Source organism: Hymenobacter sp. IS2118 (genome assembly GCF_000715495.1).
In the GTDB taxonomy this organism is placed as follows: Bacteria; Bacteroidota; Bacteroidia; order Cytophagales; family Hymenobacteraceae; genus Hymenobacter.
The window spans coordinates 37,298-53,008 of record NZ_JNLX01000147.1; the positions used below are offsets into that span (position 1 = coordinate 37,298).

Annotated in this window: 10 protein-coding genes; 4 read left to right on the top strand and 6 right to left on the bottom strand. The window is 62.4% G+C overall.

Annotation, left to right across the window (positions count from 1 at the left end; translation table 11 throughout):
• Nucleotides 1-12: 12 nt before the first annotated feature.
• Nucleotides 13-777, bottom strand: coding sequence for an alpha/beta fold hydrolase (locus tag GM79_RS14220; RefSeq protein WP_035564990.1), 765 nt, complete (start codon nucleotides 775-777; stop codon nucleotides 13-15).
• A gap of 106 nt (nucleotides 778-883) precedes the next feature.
• Here GM79_RS14220 and GM79_RS14225 point away from each other — a divergent pair, with 106 nt between their 5' ends.
• Complete coding sequence (locus GM79_RS14225) at nucleotides 884-1,879, top strand: hypothetical protein (protein WP_051718909.1); 996 nt, start codon at nucleotides 884-886, stop codon at nucleotides 1,877-1,879.
• Nucleotides 1,880-1,897: 18 nt separating this feature from the next.
• Here GM79_RS14225 and GM79_RS14230 read toward each other — a convergent pair whose 3' ends face one another.
• Nucleotides 1,898-2,965 (bottom strand): LacI family DNA-binding transcriptional regulator, encoded by a 1,068-nt coding sequence (locus GM79_RS14230; protein WP_051718910.1) that lies wholly within the window; start codon nucleotides 2,963-2,965, stop codon nucleotides 1,898-1,900.
• Nucleotides 2,966-3,298: 333 nt separating this feature from the next.
• Between GM79_RS14230 and GM79_RS14235 the strand changes: the two genes are divergently transcribed.
• From GM79_RS14235 to GM79_RS14245, 3 genes are all read left to right on the top strand, one after another.
• Entirely contained in the window at nucleotides 3,299-4,336 is a 1,038-nt protein-coding gene (locus GM79_RS14235) for an arabinan endo-1,5-alpha-L-arabinosidase (RefSeq protein ID WP_235184069.1), read from the top strand.
• A gap of 96 nt (nucleotides 4,337-4,432) precedes the next feature.
• Complete coding sequence (locus tag GM79_RS14240) at nucleotides 4,433-7,258, top strand: bifunctional transaldolase/phosoglucose isomerase (protein WP_035564995.1); 2,826 nt, start codon at nucleotides 4,433-4,435, stop codon at nucleotides 7,256-7,258.
• An 83-nt stretch (nucleotides 7,259-7,341) separates the two neighbouring features.
• Complete coding sequence (locus GM79_RS14245) at nucleotides 7,342-8,373, top strand: glycoside hydrolase family 43 protein (protein WP_235184070.1); 1,032 nt, start codon at nucleotides 7,342-7,344, stop codon at nucleotides 8,371-8,373.
• 177 nt (nucleotides 8,374-8,550) lie between these two features.
• Here GM79_RS14245 and GM79_RS14250 read toward each other — a convergent pair whose 3' ends face one another.
• The 4 genes from GM79_RS14250 to GM79_RS14265 form a co-directional block, all read right to left on the bottom strand.
• The gene (locus tag GM79_RS14250; protein WP_051718911.1) at nucleotides 8,551-9,879 is read right to left on the bottom strand and encodes a DASH family cryptochrome; all 1,329 of its coding nucleotides are present in this window, start codon (nucleotides 9,877-9,879) and stop codon (nucleotides 8,551-8,553) included.
• A 229-nt stretch (nucleotides 9,880-10,108) separates the two neighbouring features.
• Nucleotides 10,109-12,157, bottom strand: coding sequence for a glycoside hydrolase family 127 protein (locus tag GM79_RS14255; RefSeq protein ID WP_035564997.1), 2,049 nt, complete (start codon nucleotides 12,155-12,157; stop codon nucleotides 10,109-10,111).
• A gap of 251 nt (nucleotides 12,158-12,408) precedes the next feature.
• A complete protein-coding gene (locus tag GM79_RS14260) occupies nucleotides 12,409-14,481 on the bottom strand; it encodes an alpha-L-arabinofuranosidase C-terminal domain-containing protein (RefSeq protein WP_035564999.1) in 2,073 nt (690 codons plus the stop codon).
• 33 nt (nucleotides 14,482-14,514) lie between these two features.
• The gene (locus tag GM79_RS14265) at nucleotides 14,515-15,627 is read right to left on the bottom strand and encodes an IS4 family transposase (RefSeq protein WP_035560846.1); all 1,113 of its coding nucleotides are present in this window, start codon (nucleotides 15,625-15,627) and stop codon (nucleotides 14,515-14,517) included.
• Nucleotides 15,628-15,711 lie beyond the last annotated feature (84 nt).

A 15,711-nucleotide genomic window follows, 5' to 3' on the forward strand; every position in this document is an offset into this window, starting at 1 on the left:
TGCCACTGCCGATTAACCCCCGAACACCGCTGCGGCCAGCGCCAGCACGGCGGCGCGGGTTGGCTCGGGCTGCTCCAGGTACGCCTGGTGGCCGCTGCCTTCCAGAAACAGGGCGTGGGCCTCGGCGGGCAGGGCGGCCTGGCGCACGGCGTCTTCAAAATGCACGGCCACGTCGTGCTTGCCGGCGACCGTGAGCACCGGAAATTTGGCGTTGCGGAGCAGGGCGGTGCGGTCGGGGCGGGCAGCCATGCCGCGCATCGCGCCCGTGATGGTGGTTTCGGGCGTGGCTTTGCCGATTTCCTCTAGCAGGGCGCGGGCCTCGGTGAGGCGGTCGCGGTTGACGGGCGCGAAAAGCGGGCGCACGAACGACTCCATGAACTTGGCCACGCCGTGGCGCTCCACGAAGCCGATGTTTTTCTCGCGGTTCTGGCTTTTTTCCTCCGTATCGGCCAGGGCCGAGGAGTTGATGAGCGCCAGGCCGGCCACGCGCTGGGGCCAGCGCTCGGCCAGGGCCAGGGCCACGTAGCCGCCCATGCTGTGGCACACCAGCAGCACGGGGCCGGAGCAATTTTTCTGCGCCAAGTAGTCGATAACGTAGCGGGCCTGGGCCTCCATCGAGAAGTCGGGTACGGGCGCCAGGTTGGTGCCGTGGCCGGGCAGGTTGGGCGTGAGCAGCCGGTAGCCGTCGGGGAAGGCGCGGGTGAAGGCCGTCCAGACCTCTCGGCTTTCGGCAAAGCCGTGGAGGAAGACGATGGTGGGCAAAGGGGCGGTACTCATGCGGGAATTACCTTGCGAAGCAACGGGTGCGCTCGCGACTTTATAGGAACTATCAGGCGGCTTTCGGCCTCGGGGCATCAGCCTTTCACTTCGGCCAAAATTACTCATGAAGATTGCACGGCAGCGCTACCCTTTTCTATTGGCCATTGGCGTGGGCTTGGTTTACGCCTTCGCCGCCCGTTTTTTCTTCGTCGCAGGCACTTTCCGCACCATCTTCGATTTCGGGCTGCTGAGTTGGGGATTCCTATTGCTGATGCCGATGGCTTTGGGCGCCATTACGGCCTATTTCATCCCCGCCACGGCCTCAAAAATGTGGCGAATGCTCTGGGCTCCGTATTTGGTAGTTTTTTGTTTTTTATTGAGCGCCCTACTGTTCCATTTAGAGGGAATGATATGCGTGCTAATCATCACGCCGTTGTACCTGGTAATGTCTTTCCTTGGCGCGCTCTTCTATATTAACCTGACGAAAAAATCTCCCAAACGAGACAACAAAACCCTGGTGGTCGCCGCCTTCGCCCTCCTGCCCTTCGTCGCCGGACCGCTCGAAAACCAGCTCACCAACCCCGACGATTTCCGGCAGGTCGAAAACACCATTCTCATCAACGCACCGGCCGCCGTGGTCTGGCAGCACATCATTCGAGTGGCCCCCATTCAGGCCCAGGATTTGGGTCACAGCATCATCGACGACATCGGGTTTCCGCGGCCCGTTGAGGCCACGCTCACCCGCGAGGGCGTGGGCGGGGTGCGCCACGCCACCTTCGAGCGCGGCGTCGAGTTCATCGAAACCGTGTACGAATGGGTGCCACTGCAACGGCTCTCGTTCAGCATCGTGCCCAATACGGCCACCATTCCGCCCACCACTTTTGATGAGCACGTCATCGTGGGCGGCCGGTTCTTCGACGTGCTGCGCGGCACCTACGAATTGCAGCCCGCCAGCCCCGGCCGCACGCGCCTCGTGCTGCACAGCCGGCAGCGCCTCAGCACCCACCTCAACTGGTACGCCGGGCTATGGACCCGCTTCGTGATGAGCGAAATTCAAGGCCGCATCCTCACCGTGCTCAAGCGCCGCTGCGAAGCGCCCCGCCCGGTAGCCACGCAGTAGCCGCGCCGCATGGTTGCGCTAAATCGTGTCCTTGCGCAACGACGACGCCCGCACGAACAGCTGCGGCTGAAGCACCACCTGCCGCTGTGAAAACGCCGTGCCCTCGGCCGAAAGCAGCTCGGTGAACAGGCGGAAGGCGGCCTGGCCCATTTCCTCGGTGCGCTGGTCCACGGAGGTGAGCATGGGCTCGGCCACTTGCGTAAGGGCCTCGTTGCTGAAGCCGGCCAGGGCCACGTCCTGCGGCACCCGGAGGCCACGGCTTTTCAGCAGCTGCAACGCGCCCAGAATGGCCGTGTCGCCGGCCGCAAACACGGCATCAGGCGGGTTGGGCAGCGCCAGCAGGTCGGCCATGCACTGGGCGCCGCTTTCCAGGGTCATGTTGGAATCCCGGATGAGGCTGTCGTCGGGCGCGATGCCGTAGCGCTGCAGGGCATCGAGGTAGCCCTGGCGGCGGTTTTTGTAGATGTTGAGGTGCTGCGTGCCGCAGATGTGCGCCACGCGGCGGCATCCTTGCTCCAGCAAATGGCTCGTGGCCTGGTAGCCGCCTTCGCGGTCGTTGAGCACCACGGCGTTCACGTGGTCGCCTTCCAGCAGGCGGTCGAAAAACACCAGCGGCACGCCGTGCTTGCGCACTTTTTCGAAGTGCTTAAAGTCGAGCGTGTTCAGCGACACGGATATCAGAATACCCGCAACCTGGGCGCTGAGCAGGGTTTCCAGGTTTTTGCGCTCGTGTTCCACGTCCTCACCCGACTGGCAGATGATGACGCTGAAGCCCGCCTTGCTGGCCGCCGTTTCGATGCCGTGCACCACGGAGGCAAAGAAGCGGCCTTCGATGTAGGGCACAATCACGCCGATGAGCTTGCTCTTGCCTTTGCGCAGGGCCGCGGCCAGGTGGTTAGGCTGGTAGTTCAGCTTTTTGGCCAGCTTGAGCACCGCCTGCTTAGTAGCCGGCCCAATGCTGTGGTGGTCGCTCAGGGCCCGCGAAATCGTGGTCATGGACACGCCCAGCTCCCGAGCCAAATCGGCCATGGAAACCGGGCTGCCGGACGCACTGGTTTCTTTGGACGGAGTACGGCGAGTGGCCATTTTACTTGCAATAATGAATACGAAATGTAGGACGAAGGTACAGCGGGTTGCGGGGAAGCCCGACCGTATGCCGTGGCAATAGCGCGGCCCCTTGCGCCGGCCCCGGCATTCGGCAGAAGCCCCCGCTGGAAGCGGCGCACCGGAGCGTTTTTTTGGCGGATGGCAGCCACTCCCCGACTATGCTCCAGGCTCGAAAAGATGTGCATCTTTTTAATCGTTGGAAGAGAGAAGAAAATAATTTACACAAACGATTGTGAAATCATTTAACTTTGGTGCAACCAAAATGCTTACTCGTCAATTCCCAGATTACACAATCGATAATTCAATTTCCGAATGAACGTGACCCGAATTCTGTTGGCGCTGCTATTGATGACCAGTCTGGGCGCCGCCGCGCAAATGGTGCCGCCACCCGCTACACCCGGCCCGGCCCCGCGCCCCGCCCTGGGCCCAATGGCCAGCCCGCCGGCCCACGACCCGGTGATGATTCGCCAGAACGGGACGTACTACATGTTCTGTACCGGCAACGGTATTGCGGTGTGGTCGTCGCCCGACATGAAAATCTGGACGCAGCAGCCCCCGGTGTTTGCCGCGCCGCCCGCCTGGGCCGTGGCCGCCATCCCCGGCTTCAAGGGCCACATCTGGGCGCCGGATATTTCCTTTGCCAACGGCCAGTACAGCCTGTTTTATTCGGTATCGGCGTTTGGCAAGAACACCTCGGCCATCGGTCTGGCCACCAATAAAACCCTGGACCCGAAGTCGCCCGACTTCAAGTGGGTGGACCACGGCAAGGTTATTCAGTCGGTGCCGGGCCGCGACATGTGGAACGCCATCGACCCCAACCTGGCCCGCGACAACGCTGGCGTGCCCTGGCTCACCTTCGGCTCGTTCTGGAGCGGTATGAAGCTGGTGCAGCTCCGGCCCGACCTCACCGCGCCCGCCCAACCCGAGCAGTGGCGCACCGTGGCCCGCCGCCCCCGCGACCCCAAGCTGAACGACTCGCTGCCCGGCGACGGCGCCATTGAAGCGCCCTTCCTGTTCAAGAAAGACGGTTTTTATTACCTTTTCACCTCGTTTGACTACTGCTGCCGCGGCCCCCAAAGCACCTACAAAATGGTGGTGGGCCGCGCCAAGGAAATCACCGGGCCCTACGTGGACCGCGCGGGCCTGCTCCTGGAGCAGGGCGGCGGCACGCTGGTGCTGGCCGGCGACAGCAAGTGGTTTGGCGTGGGCCACAACTCGGTGTACACCTTCGATAAAGCCGACTACCTGGTCTTCCACGGTTACGACGCCTCGGACCGTGGCCGGCCGAAACTGCGGATTGAGAAGCTGGCCTGGAACAAGGAAGGGTGGCCGAGAGTGGCGGCTCAGTAGCCGTTAGCACCTCGTCCGGCGGCAACCTCACATTTTTTTTATTGAAAACAACGCGCTTCTTTCCGGACCTTTGGCGCTCAGACTAACTGCATTTCTATGAACCCTCTCGTTGCCATCCGCCAGTTTGACCAAAGCCTTTGGCTGGACTTTATCAGCCGCCCCATTCTGATTAACGGCAAATTGCAGCGCCGCATCACCGACGAAGCCCTGCGCGGCGTGACGTCGAACCCCGCCATTTTTGCCAAGTCCATTGGCGACAGCAGCGACTACGATTCGGCCATTCAGGCGCTGGCCCTGCAAGGCAAAACCACTGACGAAATCTACACCAACCTGGCCGTGGCCGACGTGCAGGCCGCCTGCGACCTGTTCCGGCCCCTCTACGACGACGAGCATACCAGCAGCGATGGCTACGTGAGCCTGGAAGTATCGCCCACGCTGGTGAACGACACCGAGGGCACCATTGAGGAGGGCCTGCGCCTGTGGCACACCGTGGACCGCCCCAACGTGATGATAAAAGTGCCGGCCACGCTCGAAGGCCTGCCCGCCATCCGCCGCCTCATTGCCGAAGGTGTGAACGTGAACGTGACCCTGATTTTTGGGCTGGAGCGCTACCGTTTGGTCACCGAAGCCTTTTTGGCGGGCCTCGAAGACCGTGCGCAGGCCGGCCTGCCGCTGGCGCGCATCGACTCGGTGGCTAGCTTCTTCCTGAGCCGCATCGACGTGCTGATAGACCCGCTGCTGGAGAAAATTGCGGCCGAAGGCGGCGAGCAAGGCGCGCTGGCGCAATCTATGGTGGGCGAAGTGGCCCTGGCCAGCGCCAAGCAGGCCTACCAGCTATACAAGGAGATTTTTGCGGGGCCGCGTTGGGCCACGCTGGAGGCGCAGGGTGCCGCTACGCAGCGCCTGCTGTGGGCCAGCACCGGCAACAAAAACCCCAAATACGACGACCTGAAGTACGTCGAAAACCTCATTGGTCCGAAAACGGTGAACACCGTACCGGTGGAAACGCTGGACATTTTCCGCGAGCGCGGCCAGCCCGCCAGCCGCCTCGAAGACGGCATTGAGCAGGCCCGCGAAGTGCTGCGCCGCCTGCCCGAGCTGGGCATCGACTTGGAAGAGCGCACCAACTTCCTGGAAGTGGACGGCGCCAAGAAATTCAATGAGCCCTTCAGCAAGCTGATGCTTTCGCTGGATATGAAGCGCAAGCACGCCCTCGACCTGCAAGTGGTGCCCGTGGCCATGCGCCTGGGCGGCTACCAGGCGGCCGTAGATAAGCAGATTGACGAGCTGAACGACCAGGATTTCACCGAAGGATTCTGGGCAAAAAAGGCCGAGCTTTGGGTGCAGGACGAGGCCGGGCAGCAGAGCATCCGCAGCTTCATGGGCTGGCTGCGCGTGGCCGAAACGATGGTGGGCCGGGTGTCCGAAATCGAGCAGTTCGTGCACGAGGTGAAAGCCGCCGGGTTCAAGCACGTGGTGGTGATGGGCATGGGCGGCAGCACCATGGCGCCCATCGTGTTCAAGGCCGCGTTTGAGCAGGGCGAGAACGGCCTGCCCATGTCGGTGCTAGACACCACCGACCCCGGCACGGTGCGCCAGATTGAAGCCTCCGTGCCGCTGGCTGACACGCTGTTCATTGTGGCCAGCAAGTCCGGGACTACGGCCGAGCCGCTGGCCTTCGGTGACTATTTCTACGCCAAACTGAAGGAGCTAAAGGGCGATAAGGCCGGCGAAAACTTCGTGGCCATCACCGACCCGGGCTCCAAGTTCGTGACCTCGGCCACGGCGCAGGGCTACCGCCGCATTTTCCTGAATTTCTCGGAAGTAGGCGGCCGGTTCTCGGCCCTCACCTATTTCGGATTGGTGCCGGCCGCCTTGTACGGCCTACCCATCGGCGAGCTGTTGGCCCGTGCCATTCGCATGATGCGCGCCTGCGGAGCCTACGGCGACGCCAAGCGCAACCCCGGCCTCGACCTGGGCGCCGCGCTGGGCACGCTCGCGCAGCTGGGCCGCGACAAGCTGACGCTGGTAGTGCCCGAAAAACTAAGCGACCTGGGCCTGTGGCTGGAGCAGCTGCTGGCCGAGAGCACCGGCAAGGAAGGCAAAGGCATCCTGCCCGTAGCCGGCGAGCCGCTGGCCGACCCTAGCTTGTATGGCCAGGACCGGGTGTTTGTGTACGTGGGCTACAAAGGCCAGGCCGATGAAGCCAACCAGACCAAGCTGAAGGCGCTGGAGCAGGCCGGCCACCCCACCATCAGCATTTTCATGGACGAGGCGCTGGACCTGGGCCAGGAGTTCTTCCGCTGGGAGGTGGCCACGGCCGTGGCCAGCGCCGTGCTCGGCATCAACCCCTTCGACCAGCCCAACGTGCAGGCCGCCAAAACCGCCACCGACGGCCTGATGAAGGTGGTGGAAGAGCAGGGCAGCCTGCCAGAAAAAACCCAGCCCGTAGCCCGCGAAAACGGCGTGGCCTACTACTCCGCCGTATCGGGCGAAGGCGCCACCGAGGTGCTGAAAGCATTTTTTGACCAGGCCCGCCCCGGCGATTTCCTCTGCCTGCAAGCCTACCTGACTGAGAACCCCGCCGTGAGCAAGAGCCTGCAGGAGCTGCGGGCCCGTGTGCAGGCCCGGTACCACATTGCCACCACGTCGGGCTACGGCCCGCGCTTCCTGCACTCCACCGGCCAGTACCACAAGGGCGGGCCCGACACGGGCCTGTTTGTGCAGTTCACCGACGACAACCCGCAGGACCTGGCGCTGCCGGGCCGCTCCTACACCTTCGGCACCTTCAAAAATGCCCAGGCTCTGGGCGACTTGGAGGCGCTGCACAGCTACCACCGCCGCACCCTGCGCGTACACCTCGGCGCCGATGCCGAGAAGGGGCTGAAAAAAATGCTGGCAGCGCTGGATTTGAAGGCGTAAGGGCAGGAAAAGGAGTGGCGAATCAAGGTCCGCCACTCCTTTTTTAATTCAGTTTACACAATCGATAATCTAATTCTCAGACGATGAAAACCACTCACTCTGAATCTCCTGCCACTACCTGGGCCATGTGCCGGAACGGGCTGGCCGCACTGGTTATCGTGGCCGGGGCTGCTACTGCGGCCCTTGCCCAAACTGCCCCGATGGCCCCGCCGGTACTGGGCGCCACGGTTGGCGGCAACCCCGTCATCAAAAGCAAATACACGGCCGACCCCGCCGCCATGGTGCAAAAGGGCACGGTGTACCTCTACACCGGCCACGACGAAGCGCCCGCCCGCCAGGAGCGCTACGTGATGAACGAATGGCTGTGCTTTTCCTCCACCGACATGGTGAGCTGGACCGAGCATCCGGTGCCCCTAAAGGTGTCGGATTTTGCCTGGGCCAAGGGCGATGCCTGGGCCTCGCAGGTGATTGCGCGCAACGGGAAGTTCTACTGGTACGCGGCGGTGGAGCACGGCACCATTCCGGGCAAATCCATTGGCGTGGCGGTGGCTGACAACCCCACCGGGCCGTTCAAGGACGCGCGCGGCACGGCCCTGATTGCCAATAATATGACCACCGACGACAAGCACCCGTGGGACGACATTGACCCCAGCGTTTTCATTGATGCCAACGGCCAAGCCTACCTCTTCTGGGGCAACGTGACGTGCTACTACGCCAAACTCAAACCCAACATGACGGAGCTGGACGGCCCCATTCAAACCGTGAAGCTGCCGCAGTTCACGGAGGCGCCCTGGGTGCACCAGCGCAACGGCTGGTACTACCTGAGCTACGCCGCGCAGTTCCCCGAGAAAATAGTGTACGCCATGAGCCGCAGCATTGAGGGGCCGTGGGAATACAAGGGCATTCTGAACGAGCTGGCCGGCAATTCCAACACCAACCACCAAGCCATTATCGACTTCAAAGGCCAGTCCTACTTCATTTACCACAACGGCGGCCTCAACCCGGATGGCGGCAGCTTCCGCCGCTCGGTCTGCATCGATTACCTGTACTACAACAAGGACGGCACGATGAAGCGCGTGGTGATGACGACGGAGGGCGTGAAGGCGGCGAAGTGAGCCTGATTATTAGTTTTAGATAGAACGGCCGTTTGCAAAGCAAAAGAGAACGTCATGCTGAGCGCAGCCGAAGCATCTCTACCGCAATACTAACCAATTTTAGTACTGAGGTAGAGATGCTTCGACAAGCTCAGCATGACGTTCTGATTTAAGGTGAGCTTTTTCGGACCTTCTCCCTCACCGCATCCACGTGCGGACGTAGCTCCCTTTGGGGTCGTAGCGCTTGGCTTGCTGGGCCACGTCGAAGGCCGTGTCGCGCACGTCGGTGCCGGTGCCGGCGATGTACTTCCAGTTGCCCCAGTTGGAGGCTGGGTCGTGGTCGATGAGCTGGTGCTCGAACCAGGCGGCGCCCCAGCGCCAGTCCTGGTGCAGGTCGTGGATGAGGTAGCTGGCGGCGTTTTGGCGGCCGCGGTTGCTCATGAAGCCGGTGGCGGCCAGCTCACGCATGTTGGCGTCGACGAAGGCGTTGCCGGTGCGGCCCTGGGTCCAGCGGTCAAACGCGGCGCGGTCGGGCGCGGATGCTTTGGGCTGTTGTTCGCGCAGGCCGCGCCACCGAAAAAAGTCCGGCCCGGTGCGCTCGGCCAGCAGCCGGAAGTAGTCGCGCCAGAGCAGCTCCAGCCGCAGCTGCATGGCGCCCTTGCTGCGGGCGCCGTGCACCGCGTCGTAGGCATCAATGGCTGCCCACACCTGCCGGGCCGACAAGCTGCCGTTGGCCAGCCAAGGCGAAAACTTGGTGCTGAAGGCCTCGCCCAGCAGCTCGTTGCGGGTGTCGTCGTAGCGCCCGATGAGGTGGCGGTCGACGGCATAGTCATGCAGACGGGCCAGGGCGGCGGTTTCGCCCCCGCCCAGCGCGGGCAGGGCCGAGCGGCGGTCGGGTACGGGCCGGGTCGGCACCGGCAGGTCCAGGGCCACGGCCAGCGCCTCAGCAGTAGGCAGCGGGGCGGGCGCGAAGCCCGTCGGCAGCGACGGCAGCCGCGACGGGACCGGCAGCGGCGCCCGCGGCACTGCCTTGCTGGCCACGTCGAACCGAAACTTGCTGAATGAGAGCGGCAGGTTGCGCACGGCAATGGGCAGGTCGGCGGGGTGCAGTAGCGTCAGCGTCTCGAAGCGGCGCAGCGGCACAGGCGGGCCGGGCAAGGCAGTCAGAGCTCCGGTCAGGACGTCTTCGGCTTCTTCTTCCTCGGTGGTGTGCTCGGTGCTGGTCCACACGGCGCCCAGGTCCAGCTGCTGCACCAGGACCGGCAGCACGTCTTCGGGCCGGCCAATGGCGAAGTGCACGCCGCTGCCCAGCGCGGCGTAGCGCCGCTGCAGGTCGGCCAGGCTGTCGAGCAGGAAAGGCAGACGGTGCGGGCCGGTGCGGGGCAGGCCCAGGTAGGGGTCGGGGCCCAGGGCCACGGGGTCGAAGCAATAAACGGGCAGCAGGGCTTCGGTGTGCGCGGGCAGGGCCGCCAGCACTTCGTTGTCGTGCAGGCGCAGGTCGTTGCGCAGCCAGTACAGGATTTTCATGCGGGTTGTGTCAATGATTTTGTCTTCGACACAACGCTCAGTCAAAAGCAATGTTTGGGATGTTGTTGGCAGACGAGCAGCAGCAGGAATGCGGCTCTTTACAGAACGGTGTTTAGAGTTATTCGAAAATCACCCGCTACCATAAAATAGCACGTCATGCTTCGGCAAGCTCAGCATGACGTGCTATTTTATTTTTCGACCTCATTCTTCTTGATGATGCTCCGGGCACCTACTTCAAGTGCGGCGCTTCGGCCGCCTGGCGCGTCACCAAATCCACGTCCAGCACGCGCTGCGGGAACCAGACGGTCATTTCGCCCTTGCCGCGGTTGGCCCAGGCGTAGTACGGGATGGCCGTCAGGGTCTGGCGCACGGTGCTGATGGTGTTGGTGGCGGCGTCCACCTGCACTACGGGCACGGTAGCGGTTAGCGCCGTGATGCCGTTCAGCACGTCGGGCCGGAAGGTTGCGGTGAAGATGGTGCCGTTGGGCACGGTGATGTTGGTGGCTTTGCCGTTGTTGTCCTTCCACTCGGCGCAATAGATGACCGGGCCGCGCTGCAGGGCCACCTTGCCCACGTTGTCCTGCACGTTGGGGTGCGCTGCTACGGTGCGGGTTTCCATGGGCAAGCTCACTTCTACCACGTCGTTTTTGCGCCACTTGCGGGCCAGCACGGCGTAGCCGTTTTTCAGGGTGTATTGCACCGGCTTGCCGTTTACTTTGATGGTCACCTTCGCCGCCGAGGGCTGCGCGAAGCGGTATAAATCCGACGGAATAGCCTCCTCCCGCGCCCAGCCAGGAATGCGCACCAGCAGGTTGAAATCAGAAGTGGCAGCCTGGTCGATGGTGAATTTCAGGTCGCCGTTCCAGGGGTAGTTGTTGGCTTGGGTGAGGCGCACGGGCTTTTTCTGCACGGTCAAATCGGCGCTGCCGCTCACGAACAGGTTCACGTAAATGTCCTTGCCGTTTTGGCCGTACACGTAGCCGGGCAGCGCGGGAAACAGGCGCGCCAGGTTGGTGGGGCAGCACGAACACTCAAACCAGCCCGCCCGCGCCGGCTCGGTCTGGGCGAAGCTGGCCGAGTTTTTAATCTGCATGGCGTTGGAGTAGAAGAACGACTTACCATCGAGGCCCACGCCCGAAAGCAGGCCGTTGTAGAGCACCTTCTCCATGAGGTCGGCGTACTTGGCGTGGCCGTGCAGCTGGAACATGCGCTGGTTCCAGTAGATGTTGGCCACCGAGGCGCAGGTTTCGTTGTAGGCCGTGGCGTTGGGCAGTTCGTAGTTGCGGCCAAACCGCTCGCCGCCGGGCACTGCGCCGGTGCCGCCCGTCACGTAGATTTTGCGGGAAGCCATGTTGTTCCAGATGCTGTCCACGGCGGTTAGCAGCTGCTTATCGCCGGTGAGGGCCGCCACATCGGCCATCGCCGAATACAGGTATTCGGCGCGCACGGCGTGGCCCACGGCTTCGGTTTGGGCCGCCACGGGCTTGTGGTCCTGCCAGTAAGAGCCGTTGCGGAACGGGTCGGGACTCTTGGGGTCATAGCCCTTGTACTGGCCGCGGGCTTCGATGAAAAACTTGGCCGTGCTCAGGTATTCGGGCTTGCCGGTCACGCGGTAGAGCTTCACGAGGCCCATTTCCACGATTTCGTGGCCGGGCGCCACGGTGCGCTTGCCGGGCCCGAACACCGAGCACACTAGGTCGGCATTTTTGAGGGCGATGTTGAGCAGGGTTTTCTTGCCGGTAGCCTGGTAGTGGGCCACGGCGGCTTCGTAGAGATGGCCGGAGTTGTAGAGCTCGTGGCTCATTTCGCGCTCGTTCACCCAGCGCTCCGGGCCGGCCCAGGGGTGCGGGTGGGCGGGGTCGATGGTGCGGGCGGTGTAGAGGTAGCCGTCAGGTTCCTGGGCGGCGGCTACTTTGGCAATCAGCGCATCCATGTAAGCTTCTTGGTTCTTGTCGGGGTGCAGGCTCAGCGAGTAGGAAGCCCCTTCGAGGGTCTTGTAGATGTCCGTGTCATCAAAGGGAAACACGGTGGCAAACTTGCCCGACTTAGCCGCCGCCATCTCAAAGTTCTTCACCCGATTGGTGGCCTCGCAGCGCTGAAACGAAGCCGGAATGGTGACGTCGGTGTTGGTTTTGAGGCGCGGCTGCCAGAAGTCATCCGCCAGCGTCACCTTCGTGAAGGGCACCGCCTGAATGGGGTAGTCAGCGCGCTGCTGGGCCGTGGCCGACAGGCTGGCGGCCAGACCAAGGACAAGCAGGAATGAAGTGGGTGTGGGCATGGCAAATAACTGTTTTGGTATAGAGGCCCAACATTTTGCGGTTCGACCTCGTGCTATTTTTAGGACTTAAAATGCAGTACAGCAGATTTATAGAATGTCAGCATTGTTTGAAGAAGCAAAAAAAAGAACGTCATGCGGAGCGCTGCCGAAGCATCTCGCGTGTGGTAGCAACTCAGTCGATTGGTTTACTTACTGCACGCGAGATACTTCGGCTACGCCCAGCAAGACGTTCTGTGGTGTTCAGCCTACCCCTACTTCTTGCCCGGTATGCGCAGCACCGTGAAGGAGTTGGGGGCCAGCGTGTAGCTCACCGTGGAGCCCGACACGGCGAACTTCTCCTCTTTCGGCGTGAGCCTGGTGGGCTCCGCAATGGTGTTCATGGTGCTCAGGTCGTCGCTGGCCATCACCTGAGCCGTGCCGGATTTGCCTACTTTTTTGGCGCCGGCCAGGTTCACTTTCACGGCGCGGGGGGTGGTGGCGTAGTTCACCAGCTTTACGATGACGTCGCCGGTGGGGGCGTCGGCCACGGCGCTGGCGAAGAGGTTATCGGTACCGTTTTTGGCGTTGGCGGGCATGGTTACGGGCAGCACGCTGGTGCCTTTGTTGAGGGCGTACAGCTTCTGCACGTAGTAGTTCACGGTGCCGTAGGAGGTCAGGTTATCGAACCAAATCATGTTTGGCGTCCACTGCCAGGCGTCTACGTGGGCGAGTATGGGGGCGTAGGAAGCCATGGTTACCACGCCGGCGTTGCGCTCCAGGCCGGTCATAAACGCGGCTTCTGAGATGGCGCAATCCCAGCTGTTTTTGTTGTCGGGGCTGCCGATGGCCACGCTCTGGGCGGCGTACTCGCCGGCGAAGACTTTGGGGCCGGTGCGGGGGTAGTTGTCGTAGCGGTCGGCGTGCTGGCGGAACCACTCGGGCTTGGCGTAGTAGTGCTCGTCGATGAATTCGGCCTTCAGCTCGCGCATTTTCAACGTGGCTTTGTCAAACAACTCGCCGTCGGGCGACGGGCCCACGCTGCTCACAATCTGCATGTTGGGGTACTTCGCCTTCACGGCCTTGGCAAACGGCTCGTAGCGCTCCAGGTATTGCGGGCCCCACTGCTCGTTGCCGATGCCAATCATCTTCATGTTGAAGGGGGCGGGGTGGCCCATGGCCACGCGCTTGGCGCCCCAGGGGCTGCTGGCCGGGCCGTTGGCAAACTCAATCAGGTCGATGGCGTCCTGAATATATGTTTCCAGCGAAGGCTCGTCGCCCTGGCCGGCCGCGTTCGGCCCCTTGGCGCTGCTGGTGATGGGCGCCAGCTCGGCCGAGTTGAACTGGCAGGCCATGCCCACGTTCAGAATCGGCAGTGGCTCGGCACCGATGTCTTCCGAGAGCTGAAAATACTCGAAAAAGCCCAGGCCAAACGACTGGTAGTAATCGGGGGTGAATTTGTGGATAAACTCGGTGTTCCAGCGGTTCACCAGCGGGCGGCGCGAGGCCACGTCGCCGATGGTTTCCTTCCACTGGTAGCGCTGGGCCAGCGTGCGGCCCTCCACAATGCAGCCGCCGGGGAAGCGCAGGAAGCCGGGCTTCATGTCCTTGAGCAGCTGCACGAGGTCGGGGCGCAGGCCGTTTTCGCGGTTCATGTAGGTGTCTTTCGGGAACAGCGACACCACGTCAACGTCCAGGGTGCCGGTGCCTTCCACGGCCAGCTTCAGGCGGGCTTTGGCCGCCGTGGCCGAAGGCTTCATCGCCACGCTGTACTTTTTCCACTCGCTGGTGAGGCCGGTGATTTTCACTTGCGCCAGGGCCGGGCCCGACGCCGCAGTCTCGGGCCCGCGGCCTAGGCCGGCTTCTTCCAGCGTCACGGTCACGCCGGCCACGTTGCCGGGGCCTTTGCGGGCATAGAAGGAGAAGGTGTACTCGGCGCCGGCCTTCACGCCCATGCCGCGGAAGCCTTCGTTCACGAATGCCGCGTCGGGGCCGGCGGTTTTCACGCTCAGACGCAGGAAGTGGTTGTTGGCGTTGCTGATGGGTCGGTCGGTAGATATCAGGTAGCTCTCCAGCCCGGCCGCGCCCCGCACCGCTTTCCAGCCAATGAGCTGGTCGTCGGTTTCGAACGACTTGTTCTTCACCAGCTCGGGGTACAGGCCCCCGTCGGCCGCGAAGTTGATGTCCTCGAAAAAGAGGCCGTACATGTTTTTCGCAACCGGGGCCACGGGCTTGTTCACCTGCACGGTGATGGTGGCGGGCGCGGCCGACTGGGCCAGCGCGGCGGTACCGGGCAGCAGGCCCAGCAGGGCTAGGGCGGATAGGCGAAGGGCGGGATTAGTGGTCATGAGCGGGAATATCAAGTGTTGATTTTAAGCACTCTACCCTACTATTTTAGGGATTTGATAATAAGTAAGTTGCCGAATAAACCAGTCTAGCAGGGCCATGATTTTACGGGCCACCGGCTCTTGTGGCTGGGCGTGGGGCCGCGTGAGCTGGCGCAACAGATTCAGTCCGTAGCGGCTCAGGCTTGTGGCCCGGCAGCCGTGATTTTTGCGTGGAATGGCCTTGATTTTGCCGTGGGCCATCGTGCCCACGCCCAGACATAGCGCGTAGGCCAGGCTGACCAGAGCCACGAGCTTGCGCAGCTTCTGGTGGCAGCATAAGTGGGTGGCTTCCAGGTTAAAGCCGCGTCCTTTCAGGTTCTGAAAGCACTGCTCAATCGTCCAGCGGCTGGCGTAGAGGCCGCCCAGGTTGCGCAAGCCGGGCGCGGCGAAGAGAAACAGAAACTCCGTGTCGGCCAGCCGCTTGACCCAGACCTGTCCCCAGACCCCAGCCACTTGGCAATGCAGAAAATGCCGCTGCTGCCCTACGGCAAGGCCCAGGGCCGTGACGGCCTGCCGTCGGCCACTAGCAAAGGTGATTTGGTGGTGCTTGGGCAGGCGCATTACAAAAGGCAATTTATTCTTCCGTAGCCAGTTAAGCCAGACATGGCCCACAAACTCCCGGTCCCCCACCACCAGCCCGATGCGGTCGCGGCCCAGCACCTGTACGCAGATTTTGAGCAGGGCAATACGGTCGGCCGCACTGGAGTTCCCGCTGCGGTTGTCGAGCAGTTCCCAATAGAGCGGCAGTTGAAAGTCGCCTCGGCCTACGGTCACGAGCAGGATATTGACCTGGCAGCGGCCGAAGTCCCATTCGGTGCGGTCCAGGCACAGGCGCAGTTTGCCCGTGGCGGGCAGCAAGCGCAGCAGCAGGTGGGCCAGCACCAGATAATTCAGGTCCACCTGCCGAAAAAAGTCCTGAATGCGGGTTTCATTCGAAGCGATTTTCACCGCGTCATTCAGGTGCTGGGCTACCTCGCAAAATTGGACGTTGCGGCTTTTGAGCAGGGCGATAACAAACTGGCTGACAAACTTTTGCCGGGACAGATGGGGCACTAGCTGGACGCGACGCAAAAGCGTCGTAATTTTGGCAATGAGGCTTGGCTTCACGGGGCAGGACGGACAATGGTGTGTAGGAACCCCAAAGGTCGGACTGCCCCGTTTTTATGCCCTAAAGTTTAGTAGGGTAGAGTG